21 protein-coding genes are annotated in these 21795 nt (G+C 65.9%); 16 read left to right on the top strand and 5 right to left on the bottom strand.

Annotated features, from left to right (window positions below; genetic code table 11):
• Window positions 1-90: 90 nt before the first annotated feature.
• A complete protein-coding gene (hrpB, locus tag MJ8_RS03165; protein ID WP_201413048.1) occupies window positions 91-2553 on the bottom strand; it encodes an ATP-dependent helicase HrpB in 2463 nt (820 codons plus the stop codon).
• Window positions 2554-2606: 53 nt separating this feature from the next.
• Window positions 2607-3497: a DMT family transporter gene (locus tag MJ8_RS03160; RefSeq protein ID WP_201413047.1), complete on the bottom strand. Its 891-nt coding sequence runs from the start codon at window positions 3495-3497 to the stop codon at window positions 2607-2609.
• Between the two features lie 21 nt (window positions 3498-3518).
• Between MJ8_RS03160 and MJ8_RS03155 the strand changes: the two genes are divergently transcribed.
• From MJ8_RS03155 to MJ8_RS03085, 15 genes are all read left to right on the top strand, one after another.
• Window positions 3519-4217, top strand: coding sequence for a PIG-L deacetylase family protein (locus MJ8_RS03155; RefSeq protein ID WP_201413046.1), 699 nt, complete (start codon window positions 3519-3521; stop codon window positions 4215-4217).
• A 233-nt stretch (window positions 4218-4450) separates the two neighbouring features.
• A complete protein-coding gene (locus MJ8_RS03150; protein WP_201413045.1) occupies window positions 4451-5782 on the top strand; it encodes an ABC transporter substrate-binding protein in 1332 nt (443 codons plus the stop codon).
• Window positions 5783-5889: 107 nt separating this feature from the next.
• Entirely contained in the window at window positions 5890-6837 is a 948-nt protein-coding gene (locus MJ8_RS03145) for a carbohydrate ABC transporter permease (RefSeq protein WP_201413044.1), read from the top strand.
• Entirely contained in the window at window positions 6834-7784 is a 951-nt protein-coding gene (locus tag MJ8_RS03140; RefSeq protein ID WP_041001244.1) for a carbohydrate ABC transporter permease, read from the top strand. The genes MJ8_RS03145 and MJ8_RS03140 overlap by 4 nt, the downstream gene beginning before the upstream one ends.
• A gap of 217 nt (window positions 7785-8001) precedes the next feature.
• Complete coding sequence (locus MJ8_RS03135; protein WP_201413043.1) at window positions 8002-8205, top strand: hypothetical protein; 204 nt, start codon at window positions 8002-8004, stop codon at window positions 8203-8205.
• 2 nt (window positions 8206-8207) lie between these two features.
• On the top strand, window positions 8208-9314 hold the full coding sequence (locus tag MJ8_RS03130) for an ABC transporter ATP-binding protein (protein WP_201413042.1): 1107 nt from the start codon (window positions 8208-8210) through the stop codon (window positions 9312-9314).
• A complete protein-coding gene (locus MJ8_RS03125) occupies window positions 9307-10320 on the top strand; it encodes an ABC transporter ATP-binding protein (RefSeq protein ID WP_201413041.1) in 1014 nt (337 codons plus the stop codon). The genes MJ8_RS03130 and MJ8_RS03125 overlap by 8 nt, the downstream gene beginning before the upstream one ends.
• A gap of 94 nt (window positions 10321-10414) precedes the next feature.
• Window positions 10415-12055: a dihydroxyacetone kinase subunit DhaK gene (locus MJ8_RS03120; RefSeq protein ID WP_201413040.1), complete on the top strand. Its 1641-nt coding sequence runs from the start codon at window positions 10415-10417 to the stop codon at window positions 12053-12055.
• Between the two features lie 10 nt (window positions 12056-12065).
• The gene (dhaL, locus tag MJ8_RS03115) at window positions 12066-12665 is read left to right on the top strand and encodes a dihydroxyacetone kinase subunit DhaL (RefSeq protein WP_201415285.1); all 600 of its coding nucleotides are present in this window, start codon (window positions 12066-12068) and stop codon (window positions 12663-12665) included.
• Window positions 12665-13054, top strand: a complete 390-nt coding sequence (dhaM, locus tag MJ8_RS03110) for a dihydroxyacetone kinase phosphoryl donor subunit DhaM (protein WP_042645089.1) — start codon at window positions 12665-12667, stop codon at window positions 13052-13054. The genes dhaL and dhaM overlap by 1 nt, the downstream gene beginning before the upstream one ends.
• A gap of 19 nt (window positions 13055-13073) precedes the next feature.
• A complete protein-coding gene (locus MJ8_RS03105; RefSeq protein WP_201413039.1) occupies window positions 13074-13376 on the top strand; it encodes an HPr family phosphocarrier protein in 303 nt (100 codons plus the stop codon).
• Between the two features lie 41 nt (window positions 13377-13417).
• Window positions 13418-14992 (top strand): phosphoenolpyruvate--protein phosphotransferase, encoded by a 1575-nt coding sequence (gene ptsP / locus MJ8_RS03100; protein WP_201413038.1) that lies wholly within the window; start codon window positions 13418-13420, stop codon window positions 14990-14992.
• A 7-nt stretch (window positions 14993-14999) separates the two neighbouring features.
• Complete coding sequence (locus MJ8_RS03095) at window positions 15000-15431, top strand: hypothetical protein (protein WP_201413037.1); 432 nt, start codon at window positions 15000-15002, stop codon at window positions 15429-15431.
• Between the two features lie 80 nt (window positions 15432-15511).
• Window positions 15512-16498, top strand: coding sequence for a dihydroxyacetone kinase subunit DhaK (gene dhaK / locus MJ8_RS03090; RefSeq protein WP_201413036.1), 987 nt, complete (start codon window positions 15512-15514; stop codon window positions 16496-16498).
• 127 nt (window positions 16499-16625) lie between these two features.
• The gene (locus MJ8_RS03085; protein WP_201413035.1) at window positions 16626-17651 is read left to right on the top strand and encodes a nucleotidyltransferase family protein; all 1026 of its coding nucleotides are present in this window, start codon (window positions 16626-16628) and stop codon (window positions 17649-17651) included.
• A gap of 21 nt (window positions 17652-17672) precedes the next feature.
• On the opposite strand, the gene MJ8_RS03080 is transcribed toward MJ8_RS03085, so the two are convergent.
• Genes MJ8_RS03080 through MJ8_RS03070 form a run of 3 tightly spaced genes read right to left on the bottom strand, consistent with a single transcriptional unit; the run spans window position 17673 to window position 19368 of the window.
• The gene (locus MJ8_RS03080; protein WP_201413034.1) at window positions 17673-18653 is read right to left on the bottom strand and encodes a serine kinase; all 981 of its coding nucleotides are present in this window, start codon (window positions 18651-18653) and stop codon (window positions 17673-17675) included.
• A complete protein-coding gene (locus tag MJ8_RS03075; protein ID WP_201413033.1) occupies window positions 18650-19081 on the bottom strand; it encodes a lasso peptide biosynthesis B2 protein in 432 nt (143 codons plus the stop codon). Before MJ8_RS03075 ends, MJ8_RS03080 begins: the two co-directional genes overlap by 4 nt.
• Complete coding sequence (locus MJ8_RS03070; RefSeq protein WP_201413032.1) at window positions 19081-19368, bottom strand: PqqD family protein; 288 nt, start codon at window positions 19366-19368, stop codon at window positions 19081-19083. The genes MJ8_RS03075 and MJ8_RS03070 overlap by 1 nt, the downstream gene beginning before the upstream one ends.
• A 457-nt stretch (window positions 19369-19825) precedes the next feature.
• On the opposite strand from MJ8_RS03070, the gene MJ8_RS03065 reads away from it, so the two are divergent.
• On the top strand, window positions 19826-21733 hold the full coding sequence (locus MJ8_RS03065; RefSeq protein ID WP_201413031.1) for a propionyl-CoA synthetase: 1908 nt from the start codon (window positions 19826-19828) through the stop codon (window positions 21731-21733).
• Window positions 21734-21795 lie beyond the last annotated feature (62 nt).

Genomic DNA, 21795 nt, shown 5'->3' with positions numbered 1-21795 from the left:
ACAACCGGCCGCGGCGAAACGATAGAGCACCGTCTTTGCCTGATGCATGTCGTTGTCCCAAAACCGCTGCGCACTTTTGGGCGACATGCATTACGTCCCGCGCGGCTTGGCGCGGCTGGTGGCAGCGGCCAGCAGCGGGTTTTCCGGCCAGACATGTCTCGGGTAGCGGCCGCGCATCTCGGCGCGCACATCCGCCCAGGAGCCGCGCCAGAAGCCGGGGAGATCACGCGTCGTCTGGATCGGGCGGTGCGCGGGCGACAGCAATTCCAGCGTCAGCGGCACGGTGCCGCCCGCGATGGCCGGATGACGGTCGAGGCCGAACAACTCCTGCACGCGGATCGCCAGCACCGGCCATTCGCCGTCATAGCGGATCGGCACGTGGCTGCCCGACGGCGCGTCGAAATGGGTCGGCGCCAGCGCGTCGACCTTGCGCTGCAGATCGTGCGGAACCAGCGCCATGAGCGCCGAGGATAGGGTCCCCGGCTTGATCGCCGCGAAGGAGGGATCGCCGGCGAGAAACGGCAGGAGCCAATCGTCGAGGCTTTCGACAAGCGCTTCGTCCGAGACGTCGGGCCAGGGTGCGCCAAGGCCGCGATGCAGCCAGCGGAGCCGTTGGCGGAGCGCCTCCGCCTCCTTCCCCCAATCGAGCAGCGACAGGCCGTGCTGGCGCAAGGCATCGAGGATGGCCTGATCGGCGTCGGCCCCGGACGGCGCGGGCAACATGCGCTCGGAGAGCGTGATGGCGCCGATCCTGGCGGTCTCGCGCATGCGCACCGCGCGGCGCTCGCGGTCGAAGCTCGCCTCGCGCTTCGTCTCGATGCGGTCGGCAAGGGCGCCGCGGATATCGGCTTCATCGACCGGCGCAGCGGCGGTGATGCGGGCGTTCTGCGCCTTGCCCTGCACGTCGGCGACGACGAGCCAAGTTTCATTGGCAAGCGGATCGGCGGCATCGACCATGGCGCCGGAGCCATTGGCGAGCACGAAGCGGCCGCGCTCGCCGCGCGCCCTTGCGACGCGATCCGGCCAGGCATGAATGAGGAGCGAGCCGGCGCTGGCCGTCTCGCCGCCCTGCCCGCCGCCGGTCTGCCTGGCCAAACGCTCGGCGAGCTGCCTGGCGGCGTTGGCGCGAGGGGATTTCTCGCCGCGAAACCGGATCAGACGCCGCTCCAGGTCGGCGCTGTCGCCGCCCAGCCCGCGCTCGGTCAAGAGCACGGCAAGCGTCGCCGCTTCCAGCGCATGGCCGGTCTTCGCGGCTTCGGCCACCATATGCGCCAGCCGCACTGGCAGCGCCAGCTTGCGCATGGCGGCGCCAGCCTCGGTCAGTCGACCGGCATCGTCGATAGCGTGCAGCGCCTTGAGCAGCACCCTTGCCTCGTTGAGCGCCGGGACCGGCGGCGGATCGAGGAAGGAGAGGCTCGACGGATCGGCGACGCCGAAGGCCGCACAGTCGAGCAGCAGGCCGGACAGATCGGCCTCGAGGATTTCGGGCGGCGTGAAGGCGGGAAGCGACGCGGTCTGCTCGGCGCGCCACAGGCGCACCGCCACGCCGGCTTGCGTGCGGCCGGCACGGCCGGCGCGCTGGTCGGCCGAGGCCCTGCTGACGCGCACCGTCTCGAGCCTGGTCAGGCCGCTCGCCGGCTCGTAGCGCGGCAGCCGCGACAGGCCGGAATCGATGACGACGCGCACGCCCTCGATGGTGATGGACGTCTCGGCTATCGATGTCGCCAGCACCACCTTGCGGCGACCGGCCGGCGCCGGCCTGATCGCCTGATCCTGCGCCCTGTTGTCGAGCTGGCCGTAGAGCGGAACGATGTCGGTGTCGGCCGCGACGTTGCCCTGAAGCCGCTCGGCGGTACGCTCGATCTCGCGCTGTCCGGGCAGGAAAGCGAGGACGCTGCCCTGCTCGCCGGCCAGGGCCGCGCGCACGGCCTTGGCCATGGCGTCCTCGACCGCCGTGCCCGCAGGCCGATCGTCGTAGCGGATATCGACCGGAAAGGCGCGGCCCTCGCTCTCGATCACCGGCGCTTCCGACAAAAGCTTCGCGACACGCGCGCCGTCGAGCGTCGCCGACATGACCAGCAGGCGCAAGTCGGGACGCAGCGCGCCCTGCACGTCGAGCGCCAGCGCCAGGCCGAAATCGCCGTCGAGCGAGCGCTCGTGGAATTCGTCGAAGATCACCGCCGAGACGCCCGGCAGTTCCGGGTCGTCAAGGATCATGCGCGAGAGCACGCCTTCGGTGACGACCAGGATTCTTGTCCGCGCGGAGGTGCGGTTCTCCATGCGCATGGCGTAGCCCACCGTACCGCCCGGCTCCTCGCCCAGCAGTTCTGCCATGCGGCGGGCGGCGGCGCGGGCGGCGAGCCGACGCGGCTCGAGCAGCACGATCCGGCCCTTGCCGAGCCATGGCGCGTCGAGCAGCGCCAGCGGCACCAGCGTCGTCTTGCCGGCGCCGGGCGGCGCCACCAGCACGGCGCTGTTGCGCCGCGATAGCGCTTCGCCGAGTGCCGGCAGCACGGCTGTGACCGGGAGTTCCGGCAAGGGTTTCGTCGTCATGTCGCCCGCATATCAGCGGTCGCGGTCACCGCGCAACGTGTGAGGTCCGGCGGTCAAAGCCTGGTGCGCGAAAACGGGTTCCAGCGCACGGTGCCGAGCCGAACCTCTTCGCGCACCATGGTCAGCAGGCCGGAGGCGCCGACCACCGCAAGGCCGACCAGCGACAGCCAGTCGGGATATTCCCGGAAGAACAGCGCGCCGAGGATGACCGCCCAGACGATCTGCGAGTAATGCGTCGGCGCGATGCGGTTTGCGGGCGCGTATTTGACCGCAAGCAATTGCAGCAGTTGTCCGCCGGCGGTGAAAAGGCCAGCCATCATCAGCCAGACCAGTTGGCCGAAATTAGGGAGCGAGAACGACGTGGCGGCCGCGCCGATACCGTTGAAGACAAGGCCGTAGCCGACCAGCGCGCCGAGGATCGTCGTGCGCCTTTCCTGCTGGGCGAGCGAGCGCATCAGGATGACGCTGATGGCGGCGAGGAAGGCATTGGCGAAGGCGGCGAGATGGCCGAGATGCAATTCCCGAAAGCCCGGCCGCACCACCAGCATGACGCCGACAAAGCCGGCGACCACGGCGAGCCACCGCCAGGGACCGACCCTTTCCTTCAGGATGACCGTCGACAGGATGGTGACCAGCAACGGCGCCAGGAAGATGAGCGCGTAGACTTCCGCCAGCGGAATGGTGGTGAAGGCAAAAACGCTGAGCACGCCCGAGGCGATGCCGGCCAAGGCACGCGCTTGCACCGCCCAAGGCCGTTTGGTGCGCCAGAAGTCGCGCCAGCGTTCGTCGCCCGGCTTGGTGAAGAACAGAAAACAGCCGGCAAACAAGGTCGAGAAGAAGCCGATCTCGAAGACAGTGAACTGCCCGCCCAGGCTCTTGATGACGGCGTCGCTGAACGAATAGCTTGCATAGGCGATCAGGGCGAGCAGGATTCCGTTCGGCATACCATTTCCGGGAGAGAAGACGTGAAGATACTGGCGCTGGGGGCACATCCCGACGACATCGAGATATTCATGTTCGGTACGCTGGCCGCATGCGCCGCGCAAGGCGCAGAGCTGACTTTTGCGATAGCCACGAACGGCGCCAGGGGCGGCAACGGCGATCCGGCGGCGCTTGCCAGGGCGCGGCGCGATGAAGCCACCGCGGCGGCAGGCCTGCTCGGCGTCGAGCCGCGCTTCCTCGGCTTTCCCGATGGCGAACTCATCGCCGATGCGGCATTGATTTCATCGCTGAAAGCGTTGATCGGCGAGGTGAAACCCGACCTCGCCATCACCCATGCGCCCTACGATTATCATGGCGACCACCGCGCCCTGTCCGACGGCGTGCGCATCGCGGCATCCTTCGCGGTGCCGGTGCTGCATGCCGACACCCTCGGCGGCACCGGTTTTTCGCCGACGCATTATGTCGAGATCTCCCAGCATTGGGACATCAAGGCGAAAGCGATCCGCGCGCACCGCTCGCAAGGTCCGGAGCACTATGTGCACAGGGCGCGCCTCCAGAACGAGTTTCGAGCCGGCCAGTGCAACGGCGCCGCCGGCGCGCTGGCAGAGGCCTTCCGCTTCGAGCCTACCTTTCCCTTCGCCGACATACGCGCGCTGTTGCCGCCGGCGCCGCCGATCCGGCCGGTGATGGCAAGTCCGGGCCCCGCCGGCCGGGCCGGCTGATCGCGGCGGACGCAGCGCCCGGCGATCATTTCCCAACGATTTCAATGATCCGTTTCGCCATGCTGCGGCGCAGCGACGATTTCGCTTGCGTTGTTTAGTAAAAAGAGCATCACTAAACAAATTACTAAACATCAGCCGCGCATCGCGCTTCGTGTTTAGGCCCTCGGAGGAGCGAGGGTTGAGGGGCTCTTGAAACCGTCATCCGGGCGCGTTTCGCAAATGGGAGGTAAGGCATGAAATCGACCTTGAAACTGGCGTTGGGACTGGCCTCGGCGATCTTTGCGTCGACAGCCGTCTCGAACGTCGCGCATGCGGAAGACCTGACGCTGTGCTGGGCGGCCTGGGATCCGGCCAACGCGCTCGTGGAACTGTCGAAGGACTTCACCAAGGAAACCGGGATCGGCATGAAGTTCGAGTTCGTGCCGTGGACGAACTACGCCGACCGCTTCCTCAACGAGCTCAACTCGCACGGCAAGCTCTGCGACCTGATCATCGGCGACAGCCAGTGGATCGGCGGCGCCGCCGAGAACGGCCACTACGTCAAGCTGAACGACTTCTTCGACAAGGAGAAGATCAGCATGGACGACTTCGTGCCGGCAACCGTTGTCGGCTATTCGGAATGGCCGAAGAACACGCCGAACTACTGGGCGCTGCCGGCCATGGGCGACGTCGTCGGCTGGACCTATCGCAAGGACTGGTTCTCGCGGCCCGAGCTGCAGAAGGAATTCAAGGAAAAATATGGCTGGGATCTCGCCCCGCCGACCACCTTCGACCAGCTGAAGCAGATCGCCGAATTCTTCCAGAAGCGGCAGATCGACGGTAAGACGGTCTACGGCGCCTCGATCTACACCGAGCGCGGCTCGGAAGGCATCACCATGGGCGCCATGGACCTGCTCTACAGCTACGGCTTCCAGTACGAGAACCCGAAGAAGCCATACGAGATGGAAGGCTTCGTCAACTCCGATAAATCGGTGAAGGGTCTCGAGTTCTACAAGGCGCTCTATGACTGCTGCACGCCGCCCGGCGCCTCCAACAGCTATATGGGCGAAGGCGTCGACGCCTTCAAATCCGGTCAGGTGGCGATGCATATGAACTTCGCCTTCACCTGGCCCGGCCTGCAGAAGGACGAGAATGTCGGCGGCGACAAGATCGGCTATTTCGTCAATCCGAAAGGACCCGACGGCGACCAGTTCGCGCAGCTCGGCGGCCAAGGCATTTCGGTGGTCTCCTATTCCGACAAGCAGGAATCGGCCCTGAAATACATCAAGTGGTTCGCCAACAAGGACGTGCAGGCCAAGTGGTGGTCGCTCGGCGGCTATTCCTGCCTGAACTCCGTGGTCAAGGACCCGAAGTTCCCGTCCAGCCAGCCTTACGCGCAGGCCTTCCTCGACTCCATGGCGATCGTGAAGGACTTCTGGGCCGAACCAAGCTACGCGCCGCTGCTGCAAGCCTCGCAGAAGCGCTTCCACGACTATGTCGTCGCCGGCCAGGGCTCGGCCAAGGATGCACTGGACGGCCTCGTCAAGGACTGGACGCAGGTCTTCCAGGATGACGGCAAGATGTAAGGCTCCTCCCGAGCCCAAGCCGCAGCGTCCCGTGCCGCCCTTGGCACGGGACGCAGTTCAGATAAATTCCATCATCGAGACTTGACGTGACCGAAGCAGGACTAACCATGCTCAATCGGACTGCGGACAACGTCGCCCGGGCGACCCCGGAGCCGTTGGCCAAGAAGATCCGGGGCATCAGCGACAAGGGCCTCGCCTGGCTGTTCATCTCGCCGACGATCCTGCTGTTGCTTGCCATCAACATCTTCCCGCTGTTCTGGGCGATCTACCTCTCCTTCACCAACTTCCGCGCCAACCGTCCCAACGAAGTGGTGAAGAATCTGGGGCTCGCTAACTACCAGCGAATCCTCGGCGACCATGACATCTGGATCGCCATGCAGACGACAGCGCATTTCGTGTTCTGGACGATCCTGCTGCAGACAGTCATCGGCTTCACGCTGGCATGGCTGATCGACCGCAAGTTCCGCGGCCACGCTTTCTGGACGACCATCATCCTGGTGCCGATGATGCTGTCGCCGGCGGTGGTCGGCAATTTCTGGCGCTTCCTCTACGAGCCGCAGATCGGGCTGTTTTCCTATGTCGTCTCGTTCGTCACCGGCATTCCGCCGACGAATGTGCAGATGCTGTCCAACGTCGAGCTGGCGCCCTGGGCGATCATCATCGTCGACACCTGGATGTGGACGCCTTACGTGATGCTGATCTGCCTCGCCGGCCTGCGCTCGATCCCCGAATACATCTATGAGGCGGCCGAGGTAGACCGCGCCTCCAACTGGCGGCAGTTCTGGTCGATCACGCTGCCGATGGCGCTGCCCTTCATCATGCTGGCGGTGCTGTTCCGCGGCATCGAGAACTTCAAGATGTTCGACATGGTCAACCTGCTCACCGGCGGCGGACCCGGATCCACCACCGAGGTCGCCTCGATCACGCTGAAACGGCAGGCGTTCGAAAGCTGGCGCACCGGCTATTCCTCGGCCTTCGCCATCATCCTGTTCGTCGCGGTGTTCGGCCTCGCCAACATCTACGTCAAGGCGCTCAACAAGGTGAAGCAGAGATGAGCCTGACCACCGCCCATTCCGTCGTAGCACCCTCGTCGAACGCGAAGCTGATCGCCGGTACAATCATCATAGCCTATGCGCTGATCTCCATCGTGCCGCTGCTCTGGATCTTCGCCACCAGCTTCAAGACGCCACCGGACTCCATCGCCTACCCGCCGAAGATCGTCTTCCAGCCGAGCATCGAGGGCTATTGCAACCTGTTCACCACGCGCACCCGGCAGACGCCGGAATATATCAATTCGCTCGGGCCGGCGACCGGCTTCTGCGATGAGACCGTGCGCAAGCGCAACATGGTGATCGCCGGGCCGTCGAACTTCCTGCCGCGCTTCGTCAACTCGCTGATCATCGCTTTCGGCTCGACCTTCTGCGCGGTGTTCCTCGGCACGCTCTCGGCTTATGGCTTCTCGCGCTTCAAGGTGCCTTTGGCCGACGACCTTCTGTTCTTCATCCTGTCGACGCGCTTCATGCCGCCGATCGCGGTGGCGATCCCGATCTACCTGATGTACCGCGAGCTCGGCCTCTCCGACACCGCGCTCGGCATGATCCTGCTCTACACCGCGGTCAACGTCTCGCTGGCTGTGTGGCTCTTGAAGGGCTTCATCGACGAGATCCCGCGCGAATATGAGGAGGCCGCGATGATCGACGGCTACACGCGGCTGCAGGCCTTCTGGCGGACCGTGCTGCCGCAGGCGACGACCGGCATCGCCGCGACCGCCATCTTCTGCCTGATCTTCGCCTGGAACGAATATGCGTTCGCAGCACTCCTCACCTCGGGCACCGCGCAGACCGCACCGCCCTTCATCCCGACCATCATCGGCGAAGGCGGCCAGGACTGGCCGGCAGTGGCCGCCGGCACGACCATCTTCCTGGTGCCGATCCTCGTCTTCACCATCCTGCTCCGCAAGCAATTGCTGCGCGGCATCACCTTCGGCGCGGTGCGCAAATGACTAGTGTGGAAATAAGTCGACCCCCACTCCGTCGAGCTTCGCTCGACACCTCTCCCCCGATCGACGGGGGAGCGGAAGGGCGCGAACTTCATTCAGCCGGGCTCCCTTCCTCTCCCTCCGGAGGGGGGAGAGGTGGCGCTGCGAAGCAGCGACGGAGTGGGGGAACCACCTCGCAGCCATCTCTCCCCGTGAACGGGGAGAAGGAAGGGGGTGCGGCATGAGCCGCAGTGTCGTCTCCAAGCGCTCCTCCTGGCCCCGCTGGGCCAGGCGCGGCCTGATGGAAAACATCGCGACCGCGATCATCGCGATCGGCTTCCTGATGCTGTTCCAGCCCTTCGCGCTGTCGCTCTACACCTATTCATTCATCACCATGCTGGCCGGCACGGTGATGTTCATCATCGTCTCGAAATTCCCGGAATAGAGATGGCCGAGATCCGTGTTCAGAATCTGAGGAAAGCCTTCGGCGCCTTCGTCGCCGTGCAGGATTCCAATTTCGTCGTCGAGGACGGCGAGTTCTTCGTCATGCTCGGCCCGTCCGGCTGCGGCAAGACGACGACGCTGCGCATGATCGCCGGCCTCGAGCTGCCGACCGGCGGCAAGATCCTGCTCGGCGGCGAGGACGTCACCATGCGCCGGGCGCGCGAGCGCGACATCGCCTTCGTCTTCCAGCTCTTCGCGCTCTACCCGCACGTGAATGTGCGCAAGAATATCGGCTTTCCACTGCTGGCGCAGGGCATGCCGTCGGCCGAGATCCGCAGCCGCGTCGAAGAGACGGCGAAGCTCTTGCGCATCGATCATCTCCTCGACAAATCCGTCTCCGGCCTTGCCGGCGGCGACCGCCAGCGCGTCGCGCTCGGCCGCGCCATCGTGCGGCGGCCGAAATGTTTTCTCATGGATGAGCCGCTGGGGACTCTCGATACGGAATTCCGCGATTTGATGGTGCATGAGCTGCGCGAACTGCACAACCGCATCCACGCCACCACAGTCTACGTCACGCATGACCAGATGGAAGCGATGTCGATGGCCGACAAGATCGCGGTGATGAACCACGGCGTCATCGAACAGTTCGGAAGCCCACGCGAAATCTATGACCGGCCAGCGACGATGTTCGTTGCCGATTTCATCGGCTCGCCGCCAATGAATTTCCTGAAATTCGGCGGCGGCCTCGCGAAGGGCGCGAAGGAGATCGTCGTTCAGGGCGCCAAGGTCGCGGTGCCGGAAGTGCGCGAGGACATCGCGCCCGCCGACATGGCGCTCGGCATCCGGCCCGAGCACATCCGCTTCGACGACGGCTCGAAGCTGCGCGGTGCGATCTACGGCACAGAATATCTCGGCACCACGCAGATCGTCGCGGTGGAGACGGCCGACGGCATCATCAAGGCGCGGGTGCCGGCCGGCATCCATCTCAGCCCCGGCGAACAGGTCGGGCTGACGCTGAGCAGCGCCCGGCTGTCGCTGTTCGAAAAGGGTTCCGGACGCGCGGTCAGGACCGCCATGCATGATCAGGCAGCGGAGGCACGCCATGGCTGATGTCCGTATCCAGGGCGTGACCAAGAGTTTTGGCGACACCATCGCGATCGAGGATCTCGACCTCGCGGTCAAGGACGGTGAATTCGTCGTGCTGCTCGGTCCGACCGGCGCCGGCAAGACGACGACGCTGAGGCTGATTGCCGGGCTGGAGCGGCCGGACAGCGGCACGATCCATATCGGCGGCCATGACGCGACCGCGCTGTCGCCGGCCGAGCGCGACACCGCCTTCGTCTTCCAGCAATATTCGCTCTACCCGCATCTGTCGGTGTTCGACAATCTCGCCTTCCCGCTGCGCTCGCCGGCGCGACGCTTTCCGGAGGAGGCGGTGCGCCGCCGCGTCGAGGAGGTGGCGCGCATGGTGCGCATCGACCACAAGCTCGACAACCGCTCGACAAGGTTGTCGGGCGGCGAGATGCAGCGCGTCGCCATCGGCCGCGCGCTGGTGCGCAAGCCCGCGATCTACCTGATGGACGAGCCGCTCTCCTCGCTCGACGCCAAGCTGCGCGCTGATCTCCGGCTCGAGCTGAAGCGAATCCAGTCCGAGCTCGGCGCCACCATGCTCTATGTCACGCACGACCAGATCGAAGCGATGACCATGGCCGACCGCATCGGCATCCTCGCCGACGGCGTGCTGGTGCAGATCGGCACGCCGCGGGCGATCTATTCCGAACCGGCGAACCTGCATGTCGCCGCGCGCCTCGGCCAGCCGGCGATCAACCTTCTGCCCGCCGGGCTCTTGCCCGACGGCGGCGCGCCAGCCGGAACGAAAACGATCGGCGCGCGCACCGAGCACCTCGCGATCGAGAAGGCAACGAACGGACATGCCGACGGCGTCGTCGACTGGGTCGAGCATCTCGGCGACCAGAACCACCTGCATGTGACCGTGGGCGCGAAGAAACTGGTGACGCTGACCGATCCCGACACGCCGCTCGCAAAGGGGGACAAGGTGACGATCCGCTATATCGCGCCGCTTTATTTCGGCTCGGACGGGCAGAGATTGATGTAGCGGGGGACTGATGTAGCCGCCTCGCCTCCTATATTCGCGCTCCGCCCTATACTCACACCGATTGACGACCGCAGATACGGACTGGACGAAATCCATGAAGCATTTTTTCAACCGCAAGGACACGATCGTCACGGAGGCGCTGGACGGCTTCCTCGCCACGGCAGGGTCGGGCACGCTCGCCCGCCTCGACGGCTACCCCGAGATCAAGGTCGTGCTGCGCGCCGACTGGGACAAGACGAAGGTGGCCGTGGTTTCGGGCGGCGGCGCCGGACATGAACCTTCGCATGCCGGCTTCGTCGGCGCCGGCATGCTGACGGCGGCCGTCTCCGGCGAGATCTTCGCCTCGCCCAGCGTCGAAGCGGTGCTGGCGGCGATCCGCGCCACGACCGGTTCCGCCGGCTGCCTGCTGATCGTCAAGAACTACACCGGCGACCGGCTTAATTTCGGACTGGCCGCGGAGAAGGCGCGCGCCGAGGGGCTTGCGGTCGAGATGGTGATCGTCAGCGACGACATCGCGCTGCCTGATATCGCCCAGCCGCGCGGCGTCGCCGGCACGCTGTTCGTACACAAGATCGCCGGTCACCTTTCGGAAGCCGGCCATGACTTGGCATCGGTTGCCGCGGCTGCGCGCGCGGCGGCCAAGGATATCGTTTCGCTCGGCATCTCGCTCTCCTCCTGCTCGATCCCCGGACAGGCGCATGAGGAGCGCTTCGGCGCCGAAGACGGCGAGCTCGGCCTCGGCATCCATGGCGAGCCGGGCGTCGAGCGTATCGCGCTGCAGAGCGCCAGCTCGCTCGTCGCCATCATGGCCGAGCGCCTCGCCGCGCGGCTCGATGCCGGCAGCCGCTACGCCCTGCTGGTCAACAATCTGGGATCGGTGCCGCCGCTCGAAATGTCACTGATCGCGAATGCCGTGCTGTCTTCGTCGCTGGCAAAGGCGGTGGCGCTGACGATCGGACCTGGGCACCTGATGACCGCGCTCAATATGAACGGCTTTTCGTTGTCGCTGATCAAGCTGGATGCGGAACGCGAGGCGGCGCTGCTGGCGCCCGTCGGGCCGCCTGCCTGGCTGCCGGCAAAGCCGGTTCGTCAGCCGGTCGTTATCGCGATGGCCAAGCCCGCCGCCGGCCCAGCCACAAAGCCCGCCAGCCGCGATGCGGCCGCCGAGCGGCTGATCAAAGCCGCCTGCCAAAGGCTGATCGAGCTCGAAGAGCCGCTCAACGCGCTCGACGCCAAGGCAGGCGACGGCGACACCGGCTCGACCGTTGCGACGGGCGCGCGCAGCATCCTCGAGCGCATCGATGCGCTGCCGCTCGCCGATCGCGCCGCGACGGTCGCCGCGATCGGCGATGCGCTGGGCACGTCGATGGGCGGCTCCAGTGGCGTGTTGCTGTCGATCTTTTTTACTGCCACCGCACAGACTTTGGGTTTCGGCGCAACTTTACCCAAGGCCCTGCTCGCCGGGCTCGACCGGATGACCTTCTATGGCGGCGCCAGGATCGGCGACCGCACCATGGTCGATGCGCTGGAGCCGGCGCTGAAGGCACTCGACGCGCGCGGACTGGAAGCGGCCGCTTCGGCCGCCCGACATGGCGCGGAGGCGACGGTGGCAATGCAGAAGGCGAAGGCCGGGCGTTCCGCCTATATCGGCAGGCAGCTCGACGTCGCGGATCCCGGCGCCTTCGCCGTGGCCGAAGTTTTCGCTGCCGTGGCGGCGCTGTTCGCCCCGGCATGAAGGGCAAATGATGGCCGCAGCCGATTTCTCCCGATTGATCGCGGCGGCCGCCGATACGATCGCGGCGCATGCCGAGGAGTTGACGGCGCTCGACCAGGCGATCGGCGACGGCGACCACGGGCTGAACATGAAACGCGGCTTCGAGGCGGTGCGCGCCGAGGCGGGCGCATTCGCGGCGAAACCGCTGCCCGACGCGCTGAAAGCGGTAGGCACCAAGCTGGTCATGACCGTGGGCGGCGCCTCCGGGCCGCTGTTCGGCACGCTGTTCATGGCGCTTGGCAAGGACCTGCCGCCGGCACCGGACCGCGCCGCGCTGACCACGGCGCTGGGCAAGGCGATCGAAGCGGTCGCGGCGCGCGGCAAATCGCAAGTTGGCCAAAAAACCATGCTCGACGTGCTGCAACCGGTGTATGACGCGCTGGCGCAAGGCGAGACGGGCGCGGAAATCGCCGATGCCGCCGACCGGGCGGCGGACGCTACCGTGCCGATGAAGGCCCTGCGCGGGCGGGCTTCCTTCCTGGGGGAGCGCTCGATCGGGCATATGGACGCCGGTGCGCGCTCGACCGCGCTGCTGGTGCGCGCAATCGCGGAAGCCATTGAGGGCAATTGATGAGCAATGTCGGTATCGTCATCGTGTCGCATTCGCCCTTGGTTGCCGAGGGCACGGCCGACATGGTGCGCCAGATGGTGGGCGACGAAGTGCCGCTTGCGTGGTGCGGCGGAAACGGCCATGGCGGGCTCGGCACCAGCGTCGAGGCGATCATGGGCGCGATCGACAAGGCCTGGTCGGAAGCGGGCGTCGCCATCCTGGTCGATCTCGGCGGCGCCGAGACCAATTCGGAGATGGCGGTCGAGATGATCGGCGAGCCACGCTCGCACAAGATCGTCGTCTGCAACGCGCCGATCGTGGAGGGCGCGGTGATGGCGGCAACCGAATCCTCCGGCGGCGCCTCGCTCAAGGAAGTGGTGGCGACGGCGCATGAATTGTCGCCGTCGTGAACGAACGGGAACCGACTGAATGTCCGCATCCGCCGAAGCAACGGTCCTGATCACCCACGCGGTGGGTCTGCATGCGCGCCCTTCGGTGAAGTTCACAAAGCTCGCCAAATCGTTCGCGGCCGAGGTGGAGGTGGCGGTCGCGGCAAATGGCCCCTGGTTCGACGCCAAGAGCATCGTCAAGGTGATGGCGGCAAAGGCGCCGAAAGGGACCATGCTGCATATCCGCGCCAGGGGCGACGGCGCGACCCAGGCGGTGAAGGCGCTGGTCGACCTCGTGCAGCGCGACTTCGACGAGGACACGGATCATGTCCGGTCCGCTTGAGACCGACCTGACTGTCGCCAGGCCGGCGAGGAACGCGAGCCATGCGGGTTGAGGGTATCCCCGCCTCTCCCGGCTATGCCGAAGGCCCGCTGTTCGACCTCGACCAGCCTCCGGCCAGCTACAAGCGCAAAGCAAGCGCCGAGGAAGAACAAGCCGCATTGGTGAGCGCAATCGGCAAGGCCGTCGGCCGGATGGCGGCGCTGGTCGAAACCGCCGATGGCGACGCCGCCGGCATCCTTGAATTCCACATCGCCATGCTGGAGGACGACGCATTGCGCGGTCCGGCCCTGGCGGCGATCGGCTCCGGACAGCCGGCGGACGCCGCCTGGCGCGCGGCGCTGGACAATGAGATCGCCGGCTATGAGGCGTCGGACCAGGACTATTTCCGCGCCCGCGCCGCCGATTTGCGCGACATCCGCGACCAGGTGCTGCGGGCGCTGAGCGAGACCGGCGAGGCCGCGGCGCCTCCGGGCGCGATCCTCTATGGTGAGGACATCGCGCCGACGCGTTTCCTCGAAACCGATTGGAGCAAGGGCGGCGGGATAGCGCTGAGAGCCGGCAGCACGGCCAGCCACGTTGCGATGCTGGCGCGCTCGCGCGGCGTGCCGATGGTGGTTGGGCTCGGTGCCCCGGCGGGGCGGCCCACCGGTGTCGTGCTGCTCGATGCGGAGCACGGCGCGATCGTCCTTTCGCCGTCGCGGGCTGAGATCGAAGCCTTCCGGCAATTGGCCTCCGCCTTCGCCAACCGCCAGGGCGCGGCGAGGACATTTCTGACGGCGCCTGCGGTGACCAAGGCCGGCACCGCCGTGCGGGTCCAGGTCAACATCGCCTACCCTTCCGACGTCGACGGCATCGATATCGCGACCTGCGACGGCGTCGGCCTGATGCGCACGGAATTCCTGTTCGGCAAGACGCTGCCCGACGAGGAAACGCAATACCATGCTTATCGCAAGGTGCTGGAATGGGCCGGCGACAAGCCGGTGACCATCCGCACCGTCGATGCCGGCGGCGACAAGCCGGTGCCGGGTTTCACCGTCGCGGAGACCAACCCGTTTCTCGGCCTGCGCGGCATAAGGCTTTCGCTCAAGCGGCGCGATATCTTCCGCGTGCAGATACGGGCATTGCTGCGCGCCGCCATCCACGGCAATCTGAAGGTGATGTTCCCGATGATCGCCACGCCTGACGAGTATGCCCAAGCCGCGGCGCTGTTCGCCGAAGAACAGTCGGCGCTTGCGGCGGAAGGCGTCGCGCACAAGCTTCCGCCGCTCGGCATCATGGTCGAGGTGCCTTCCGTCGCGCTGGCGCCGGAAGCCTTCCGCGATGTCGCCTTCCTCTCGATCGGCTCCAACGATCTGACGCAATATGTGATGGCGGCCGCGCGCGACAATGCGGCGGTCGCGCATCTCAATTCCGTGCGCCATCCGGCGGTGCTGCGGCTGATCGCTTCAGTCGCGGCCTTCGGACAGGAGAAGGGTGTTCCGGTCAGCCTCTGCGGCGACGCGGGCGGCGATCCGGCAGCCATCCCGGCGCTGCTCGAAGCGGGCCTGCGCGACCTGTCGGTCGCGCCGGCGCAACTTGCCATGGCCAAGGCGGCCATCGCGGACGTTTCGGTGTAGGCGCGGCATGGCCAAGACTGCCAAGATACAAGAAGCCGGTTCGGAAGACGCGATCCGCGCCTATAAGACGATCCTTTCGCAGGTCATCGACCAGCGTCCGTCGGGCATGCGCCAGCGGCTTGCCGATGCGCTCGGCAAGCACCGCAGCTTCGTCACGCAGATATCGAGCCCCGCCTATTCGATCCCGATCCCGTCGAAGCATCTGCCTTCCATCTTCTCGGTCTGCCACTTCAACCAGGCCGAGCGCGACCAGTTCATGGCCGCCTATCACCAGGCGCATCCCGGCAAGGCGCCCGCGGCTTCGGGCCAGCGCAAGACGCGCCATGTCTCGCTGATCGTGCCGGATTTCGGCGACGACAAGCAGAACGCCGCGCTCGACCGGGCGATCAACGAATTCATCCAGAAGATCACCAGCATCGCCGGCAAGGGCAGCGGCTGAGCACAAGCAATTCCAGGGAAAGGTGTGTAGCGGTTTTCCGTTCGGAATTGCGTAAACCAAAGACAGTCGGGAGGACTGCCATGAAGAAGTTTCTCAATTCGGTGGACACGGTGCTGACCGAAAGCCTCGACGGCTTCGCCGCCGCCCATGCCGACATCCTCGTGCTTGGCGACGACCACAAATTCATCCGCCGCAAGGAGCTGAAGCCCGGCAAGGTGGCGCTGATCTCCGGCGGCGGCTCGGGCCACGAGCCGCTGCATGGCGGGTTGGTCGGCCATGGCATGCTGGACGCCGCCTGCCCCGGCCAGGTCTTCACCTCGCCGACACCCGACCAGATGCTGGCCGCCGTCGAGGCGGTCGACACCGGCGCCGGCTGCCTGTTCATCGTCAAGAACTACGAAGGCGACGTGATGAATTTCGACATGGCGGCCGAGATGGCGGACGGCGTGCTGCAGGTGGTGACCAATGACGACGTCGCGGTCGAGAACTCGTCCTACACGACCGGACGGCGCGGAGTGGCCGGCACGCTGGTGGTGGAAAAGATCGTCGGCGGCGCCGCCGAGCAAGGCATGGCCCTGCCCGACCTCAAGGCGCTGGGCGATCGCGTCAACGCAGCGACGCGCTCGATGGGCGTGGCGCTGACCAGCGGCACGGTGCCAGCCGCCGGCAAGCCGACCTTCGAGATCGGCGACAGCGAGATGGAATTCGGCGTCGGCATCCATGGCGAGCCCGGCCGGCGGCGCGAGATGCTGAAGAGCGCCGACGCCATCGCCGAGGAGGTCTGCGCGGCCATCGCCGGCGACCTGGGTGAACGCGCCAAGGGGCCGGCGCTGCTTTTCGTCAACGGCTTCGGCGGCACGCCGTCGATGGAGCTTTATCTGATGTACAACAGCGCGCGCAAAATGTTCGAGAAACGCGGCGTGACAGTGATCCGCTCGTTGGTCGGCTCCTATGTGACCTCGCTCGACATGGCCGGATGCTCGATCACGCTCACCATGCTCGACGATGAGATGACGGCGCTATGGGACGCTCCCGTGCACACCGCTGCGCTGCGCTGGGGGATGTAGAGCAATTCCGGGAGAAGCGTGAAGCGGTTTTCCGTCCGGAACTGCGCTAAAACAACGAGATAGAGCGGCGCTGGCTTCGCTGGGGCTTTTCTGACAGCATGCATGGAACCTTGCTGCTGCCTGAACGATGCTGCCCGAGCTTTCGCCTGCCCAGGAAAAACTGCTGCTCAACCTCTCGGACCCGGAGGCAACCGCCGATCGGGACAAGGACGTTTCGGCAGCCGGCCTGCTGGCGCTGCTCGCCAATGCGGAGTTCCATGGCGTGCTGCCGATCGTGCTGCGCAAGCTCCGGGAACGAGGCGACGCCGATCTGCCGAAAGACGTGGGCCTGCGGCAAAAGCTTGCCGAGTTGCGCGACCAGATGACGATGGCGACCGGGCAGTCGATGTTGCTGCAATATCACGGCGACCGCGTGATGAAGGCGATGGCGGCAAAAGGCATCCCGGCCCGGATCGTCAAGGGGCCGGTGTTCGCGCGCAGGCTCTATCGGCAGCTTGCCGACCGTCCCTTCACCGACATCGACATCCTCGTCGATCCCGCCGGCATCGAGGCGGCCAACCGGACGATCGCCGAATGCGGCTTCGAGCTCGGCAGCGGCGAGGCCCTCTCGCACGAGCTGCAGGAATTCAAATGGCTGGAGAAAGACAACTCGAGCCTGCTCATCGAATTGCACGGCAATCTGGTGCACGACACCGGGATGCGCAGGCGTCTGTCGCTCGGCTTTCGTGAGCTGCAGGCGATCGACAAGGGCGAGCCCGACACGCCGGCGGCACTTCTCACCATCGCCATCGTCCATGCCGCAGGCGGCCACAAGTTCCACAGGCTGCAGCTCTGCGTCGACGTGCTGCAAGGCGTGCGGGCGTTGAAATCGCCAGAAGACGAAGCGCGCCTGCTCGAGGCCGCCCGCATGACGGGCATCGAGCTCGAGCTGGCGACGGTCCTCAACGTCACCGGTCGCCTGTTCGCCGCGCCGCGCGCGATCGAGCTCGCCGACCGCATCAAGCCGGATCTCTCGATACGGCTGGCGAAATGGCTGATCACCGGCAACATGCTGCTTCGCGTGAACTCGCGCGAAAAGCTGCGCTCACGCCTCAGCCGTGACGCTTTCCGCTGGGTGCAGAGGCTGGCGCGGCCGCGACCTCATCCGGCGTGATCGCGGGGAGCTCGCTTCCGGCTAGATATCCACCTTGGCGCGGATCAGCGCCGCCGCCTCGGCCGGCCTTGCCCCGACTTCCAGCGTGAAGGTCGGCACCGCCTTCACCAGCGCCGCGATCATCGCCATGCGCCTTTTCTGCAGCGACAGCAGGCCGGTCATGCCAGTCCGCACATTGTCGGTAGCCAAAGTCACCATGGCGTCGGTCCTGGCCATCGGCAGCAGCCGGGTCTCGGTATCGGCCGAGCGCGCGAGATGCAGGAGCGCGGCGACGGGCCTGGCACGCACATCCTCGACGCGGATGATTTCGCCGAGGCGGTCCAGCGAAACAGACTGTTCGCCCTCGGCATCCCAGCTTTCGCCCAGGCAAGGCGCGACGAAGGGCAGCATCGCCGCCGTGTTGCGGTGGACCTTCACCTTGCGCGGCATGCCCCAGGCCGTGATGCCCTGCGCCCTTGCGTTGAGGATCATCACGTCGTCCGAGCAAAGGCCGAAGCCCCGCGACGCAAGCGCCAGCGACGTCGTCGACTTGCCCGTGCCGCTTGGCGCATGAATGAGAACCAGGCCGTCCTTTCCAGGCAAGGTGAGACCCGCGGTGTGCAGCATATGCTGGCCGTCCGCGTCGAGCGCCGCGTCCAGCACCATCATCAGCAAAGTCCACTTGATCTTGCCGTCTGGATGAAGACGGATTTCGGCCCGACCCTCGCCGTCGCGGATCGACAACGTCTGCTGGCCCGGAAAGACGAGATGGAAGACGCTGCCGGCATCGATCATGCGGCAATGGCCGTCCGGCGGCACGTCGCCGTCGAAGGCCAGCTTTCCCTCCGGGTTCTCCTGCAACTCGGGCGTCTCGACGATGTCGACGCGAAAACCGGGCGGGACAGGCTCTTCCACACGCAGGGCGCCAAGCATCAGGTCGAAGCCCGGCCAAAGATCGGCGCGCGCGGCGGTGATGCCTATGACCTGGCCATTGAGGTCGTAGCGGAAAATCGGGTCGCTCAAGCGGCTGGCGCCTTCCTCCTGGCCGGGTGGCGGTAGATCTCCACCATGCCGGGCTGGCTGTCACTGACCACCGGCTTGCCGTCGAGGCAGACCCAGCAATGCGCCGACAGGCGAGACTCGTGCATCGAGTTGGCATCGACGCCAAAACGCAGCTCTGGGTCGAGGCCGGCCATGCGCAGAAAGCGAAAACCGAGCAGACCTTCGCGAAGGCATCTGCGATCGCGCATCAGCCAGGGACGCCGCACCGTTCGCTTGACGCGATGGACGATGTAGGTCCAAGGCAAGTTACGATAGGGCGCGGGCGAGCGCAGCGGCGCCAGTTTCAACACGCCTTCGAAATCGCGACGGCCGACCAGCAACGGCATCAGCCGCGCGCTGAGCCACAAATGGACGCGGAACAGGACGCGCAGGACCGGTCTGTCGGCCATCACGCCCCCGGGTCGGCGAGGATGCCTTCAGCCACCAGCTCGGCGGCCAATTCGGCCATGTCGTGGTCGAGCGTTGCCTTGTCGACCTCGAATTCGTCGGACAGCAGGTCGACGATCTGATTAAGGTTGCGCGCGCCGTTCACCTTGTCGAGAAAAGCCTCGGTCGTGTCGTTGCAGGTGTAGAGCTGGCCGCTACGCGCCAGGAGCACGACGGCGCCATCGCCGACATGCTGCACGGACGCATCGTCCGCCATCCGAAGCACCGTTTCAGAGCCGATTTCAGCCATCCGCCCGCTCCCTTCGCTCAAAGAGCAATTAGCGCGGTGCCGCGAGGCTGTCCATTGGCACGGATGCCGAAGGCGGGACGTCTAGCCCCGCAGGCCTGACCGTCGCGGGGCGAATATTAGCAAGGTCTTGCCTTCCTGCCGTTGGGTAAGCTATGAGTCCGCCGGGCTTTGGGGAGTGATCTGTATGCGTTACAATTGGGAACGGGCTCCGACGGCGTTCGAGCGTCATCGGAAGGCGCTTGCGGCGGCCATCCTGATCGCCGGCGGCGTCGGGCTGATGCTCGCGGCGCTGCCGCTTTAAGCCGGCTTAGATCAGGGACAGTGACAGCGACGCCTCCACCGGAGGCTCCGAACAGAGACGTTTGCCGGCGGTGTCGACCAAAATGCAGGAAGACATGGCCGTCACGCGCGGCTTAGTCTATGGCAGGCGGCAGAACGTTTCTTGGGAGGAAGGCGGATGGCCTCACGCTATCACGAAGTCTATGAGGGCTGGAAACGCGACCCCGTAGGGTTCTGGGCCGAAGCAGCGAAGGCGATCGACTGGTACAAGCCGGCCGAAAAGGTCTTCGACCCGACGCAAGGCGTCTATGGCCGCTGGTTCGTCGGCGCCACCTGCAACACCTGCTACAACGCAATCGACCGCCATGTCGCCGGCGGCCGCGCCGACCAGCTGGCGCTGATCCATGACAGCGCGATCACCGGCACGATCCGGAAATTCACCTATGCCGAATTGAAGCGCGAGGTCGTCGCGCTGGCCTCGGTGCTGCGGCATCGCGGCATCGGCAAGGGCGACCGCGTCATCATCTACATGCCGATGGTGGCGGAAGCGGCCATCGCCATGCTCGCCTCGGCCAGGCTGGGCGCCGTGCATTCGGTGGTGTTCGGCGGCTTCGCCTCGCATGAGCTCGCCACCCGCATCGACGACGCCAAGCCGAAGCTGATCATCTCCGCGTCCTGCGGGCTGGAGCCCGGACGGGTCGTCGCCTACAAGCCTTTGCTCGACAAGGCGATCGAGATGTCGAAGCACAAGCCCGACGCCTGCCTCATCCTGCAGCGCGAGCAGTTGCGCTGCGAGATGAAGGACAATTACGACTTCGACTATGCGGACGCGGTCGCCCGCGAACGGGCCGCCGGCGCCAATGTCGACTGCGTGCCGGTGCTGGCCACCGACCCGCTCTACATCATCTACACCTCCGGCACGACCGGCCAGCCGAAGGGCATCGTGCGCGACAATGGCGGCCACATGGTCGCGCTGAAATGGACCATGGACAACGAGTTCGGCGTCAAGCCCGGCGAAGTGTTCTGGGCGGCCTCCGACGTCGGCTGGGTGGTTGGCCATTCCTACATCGTCTACGGGCCGCTCCTGCATGGCTGCACCAGCGTGCTCTTCGAAGGCAAGCCGATCGGCACGCCGGACGCCGGCACCTACTGGCGGGTGATCTCCGAGCATGGCGTCGTGGCGCTGTTCACCGCGCCGACCGCCTTCCGCGCCATCAAGGGGCAGGATCCCAAGGGCGAGTTCGTGCCGAAATACGACCTGTCTAAGTTCCGCACCTTGTTTCTCGCCGGCGAGCGCGCCGATCCGGAAACCATCAAATGGGCGGAGCAGAAGCTCGACCGTCCGGTCGTCGACCATTGGTGGCAGACCGAAACCGGTTCGCCGATGACGATCAATCCGGCGGGGCTGGGGCTGTTGCCAGTGAAATACGGCTCGCCCGGCGTGCCGATGCCGGGCTACGACATCCGCATCCTCGACGATGCCGGCCATGAGGTGACGCGTGGCACGCTCGGCAATGTCGTGGTCAAGCTGCCGCTGCCCGCCGGCTGCCTGCCGACCCTGTGGAATGCGGACGCCCGCTTCCGGCAGGCCTATCTCGAGGAGTTCCCAGGCTACTACAAGACCGCCGATGCCGGCATGATGGACGAGGACGGCTATCTCTACGTGATGGCCCGCACCGACGACATCATCAATGTCGCCGGCCACCGGCTGTCGACCGGCGCCATGGAAGAGGTGCTTGCGGCGCATCCCGATGTCGCGGAATGCGCGGTCATCGGCATTGCCGACGCCATGAAGGGCCAGGTGCCGCTCGGCTTCGTCGTCCTCAATGCCGGCGTGTCGCGGGACACCGGCGCGATTGAAAGCGAGGTGGTGGGGCTGGTGCGCGAGCGGATCGGACCTGTCGCCGCCTTCAAGACGGTGGTGACGATCAAGCGGCTGCCCAAGACCCGTTCCGGCAAGATCCTGCGCGGCACGATGCAGAAGATCGCCGACAAGGAGGAATGGACGATGCCGGCGACCATCGATGACCCCGCGATCCTCGACGAGATCACGGCGGCGCTGAAGGGACGCGGCATCGGCGTGTAGCCATCCGGCAGACGGCGCTGTTAAGGACGAATTCACGAATTTATCCCGCACTGCAATCGCCT

Origin of the sequence: Mesorhizobium sp. J8 (assembly GCF_016591715.1) — a bacterium.
GTDB lineage: Bacteria > Pseudomonadota > Alphaproteobacteria > Rhizobiales > Rhizobiaceae > Mesorhizobium.
This window is presented reverse-complemented; position numbering and strand designations above follow the sequence as displayed.

What these genes read in the sequence shown, in the direction of transcription:
- dhaM (WP_042645089.1), top strand. Translation starts at nt 12,665, where the DNA reads ATGAGCAATGTCGGTATCGTCATCGTGTCGCATTCGCCCTTGGTTGCC.
- MJ8_RS03140 (WP_041001244.1), top strand. Translation starts at nt 6,834, where the DNA reads ATGAGCCTGACCACCGCCCATTCCGTCGTAGCACCCTCGTCGAACGCG.
- MJ8_RS03120 (WP_201413040.1), top strand. Translation starts at nt 10,415, where the DNA reads ATGAAGCATTTTTTCAACCGCAAGGACACGATCGTCACGGAGGCGCTG.
- dhaK (WP_201413036.1), top strand. Translation starts at nt 15,512, where the DNA reads ATGAAGAAGTTTCTCAATTCGGTGGACACGGTGCTGACCGAAAGCCTC.
- MJ8_RS03150 (WP_201413045.1), top strand. Translation starts at nt 4,451, where the DNA reads ATGAAATCGACCTTGAAACTGGCGTTGGGACTGGCCTCGGCGATCTTT.
- MJ8_RS03075 (WP_201413033.1), bottom strand. Translation starts at nt 19,081, where the DNA reads ATGGCCGACAGACCGGTCCTGCGCGTCCTGTTCCGCGTCCATTTGTGG.
- dhaL (WP_201415285.1), top strand. Translation starts at nt 12,066, where the DNA reads ATGGCCGCAGCCGATTTCTCCCGATTGATCGCGGCGGCCGCCGATACG.
- hrpB (WP_201413048.1), bottom strand. Translation starts at nt 2,553, where the DNA reads ATGACGACGAAACCCTTGCCGGAACTCCCGGTCACAGCCGTGCTGCCG.
- MJ8_RS03085 (WP_201413035.1), top strand. Translation starts at nt 16,626, where the DNA reads ATGCTGCCCGAGCTTTCGCCTGCCCAGGAAAAACTGCTGCTCAACCTC.
- MJ8_RS03145 (WP_201413044.1), top strand. Translation starts at nt 5,890, where the DNA reads ATGCTCAATCGGACTGCGGACAACGTCGCCCGGGCGACCCCGGAGCCG.
- MJ8_RS03135 (WP_201413043.1), top strand. Translation starts at nt 8,002, where the DNA reads ATGAGCCGCAGTGTCGTCTCCAAGCGCTCCTCCTGGCCCCGCTGGGCC.
- MJ8_RS03125 (WP_201413041.1), top strand. Translation starts at nt 9,307, where the DNA reads ATGGCTGATGTCCGTATCCAGGGCGTGACCAAGAGTTTTGGCGACACC.
- MJ8_RS03130 (WP_201413042.1), top strand. Translation starts at nt 8,208, where the DNA reads ATGGCCGAGATCCGTGTTCAGAATCTGAGGAAAGCCTTCGGCGCCTTC.
- MJ8_RS03095 (WP_201413037.1), top strand. Translation starts at nt 15,000, where the DNA reads ATGGCCAAGACTGCCAAGATACAAGAAGCCGGTTCGGAAGACGCGATC.
- ptsP (WP_201413038.1), top strand. Translation starts at nt 13,418, where the DNA reads ATGCGGGTTGAGGGTATCCCCGCCTCTCCCGGCTATGCCGAAGGCCCG.
- MJ8_RS03065 (WP_201413031.1), top strand. Translation starts at nt 19,826, where the DNA reads ATGGCCTCACGCTATCACGAAGTCTATGAGGGCTGGAAACGCGACCCC.
- MJ8_RS03105 (WP_201413039.1), top strand. Translation starts at nt 13,074, where the DNA reads ATGTCCGCATCCGCCGAAGCAACGGTCCTGATCACCCACGCGGTGGGT.
- MJ8_RS03070 (WP_201413032.1), bottom strand. Translation starts at nt 19,368, where the DNA reads ATGGCTGAAATCGGCTCTGAAACGGTGCTTCGGATGGCGGACGATGCG.
- MJ8_RS03160 (WP_201413047.1), bottom strand. Translation starts at nt 3,497, where the DNA reads ATGCCGAACGGAATCCTGCTCGCCCTGATCGCCTATGCAAGCTATTCG.